Annotated in this window: 2 protein-coding genes; both read right to left on the reverse strand. The window is 64.2% G+C overall.

Annotated features, from left to right (window positions below; genetic code table 11):
• Window positions 1-154 (reverse strand): hypothetical protein (locus AC2VON_RS04170; RefSeq protein ID WP_486951807.1); only part of this gene is annotated, 154 nt, incomplete at its 3' end.
• Between the two features lie 95 nt (window positions 155-249).
• Window positions 250-1,506 (reverse strand): ATP-binding protein (locus AC2VON_RS04175; protein ID WP_486951806.1); only part of this gene is annotated, 1,257 nt, incomplete at its 5' end.

Genomic DNA, 1,506 nt, shown 5'->3' on the forward strand with positions numbered 1-1,506 from the left:
CCCGGCCGTCCGCGGCTTTGATGACGCACGGCGACAGCGCGGCGATGAATCCCCGGTCGGCGTCGTCGAAATCCGCGGTGTCGTCCAAGGGCAGCGCATCGGAGTGTTCCTGGTGTGCGGCTTCGATGATTGCGCTGGCGGGTTTGTGTTCCACGGTGACAACCGTGCCACAGTAGGCACCCGGGATTCGGCCTCCGCTGAGGAGGTGGAGCCGTCCGGGTGCCGCTGCGGTGGGCAACGTGTGGACGGCTAAGGCCCGAGTGCTGAGATCGGCACGACATGAACCCCATCGGTTCGTTTGCCGCCACCGCCGGTCGCAGTCACGACGACGAGAGCCGACGGACTGCCATGCCTGGAAGTGTCCACATTGGCCGCAAAGTCGAGGAGACCCATCGCCGCGGCGTCGATGATGTCTTGATCGCCGGTCAACTTCACCTCGAATGCGGCCCAGCCGTCCGGTGTCTCGATGATCGCATCAACCTCCTTGCGACCATGAGACTCGCGCCAGGAGTACATCGCGCCGCCGAGCGGTTGGGCATAAATGCGAAGGTCGCGGACTGCCATCGCCTCGAAGTGGAATCCGGCGGCCTCGAGGTCGGCGAGCAGGTCCTTTGATCCGACCTTCAGCGCGGCAGTGCCCAGCGACGGATCCACAAAGTAACGGACCGGCGCTTCGCGCAGTTCGGTGCGAGAGCGCATATGCGGCTTCCAGGCCGGCGAATTCTCGGTCAGCTTGAGCCGATCGAGCGCGTCGAGGTAGGAGTTCACTGTCTCCTTCGCCGGAGCCCGATGATCGTCACCTGCGATGTCTGCAGCGAGTGCGGTGACCTTGATCGCCGTCCCGACGGATCGCCCGAGCGATGCGAGTGCACGGTGCAGTCGGTCCGGTGTGCGCTTGCCGGTGCCGAGGTCCGGCATATCGATGTCGACGAGCTGCGTGAGGTAGTCGCCAAGCCAGCCCCGGGCGGTTCGCTCCGATTGGTCGAGCAACGCCGGCCACCCGCCGATGACTATCCGCTCCATCAGGCCGGGTACCGTCATCGCGGTCCGCTTTGCCTTCTGATCCTCGCCCCGTAACAAAGCTGCCAGGGATGCCTCACCCGTCGAATGGCCGGACTCAAAGAGACTCATCGGCCGCATCCTGAGCGTGCCGATCCGACCAGCGCCGGAATGCAACTCGCGCTCATATCTCGGAGTCGCCGAACCGGTGAGAATGTAGAGACCACGACGGCGCAGATCATCGACCTGCCGTCGCACTTGATCCCAGATCTCAGGTGCGCGCTGCCACTCATCGAAAAGGATCGGCGTCTCTTGATCGAACAGCTCGTCCGGATTGAGTCCCAGGAGCGCCCGCGCGTTCGGGTCAGTGTCAAAACGAACCGAACTCTTTGCCTGCTGGAGGGCGGTTTCCGTCTTCCCGCAGCCCTTCGGCCCTTCGATAAGGACCGCACCGATCGAGGTCAGTCGCTCGGACAGCTCGGCGTCGGCAATGCGTGCACGATAGTC

This window comes from Mycobacterium sp. TH-M82, from assembly GCF_057473605.1.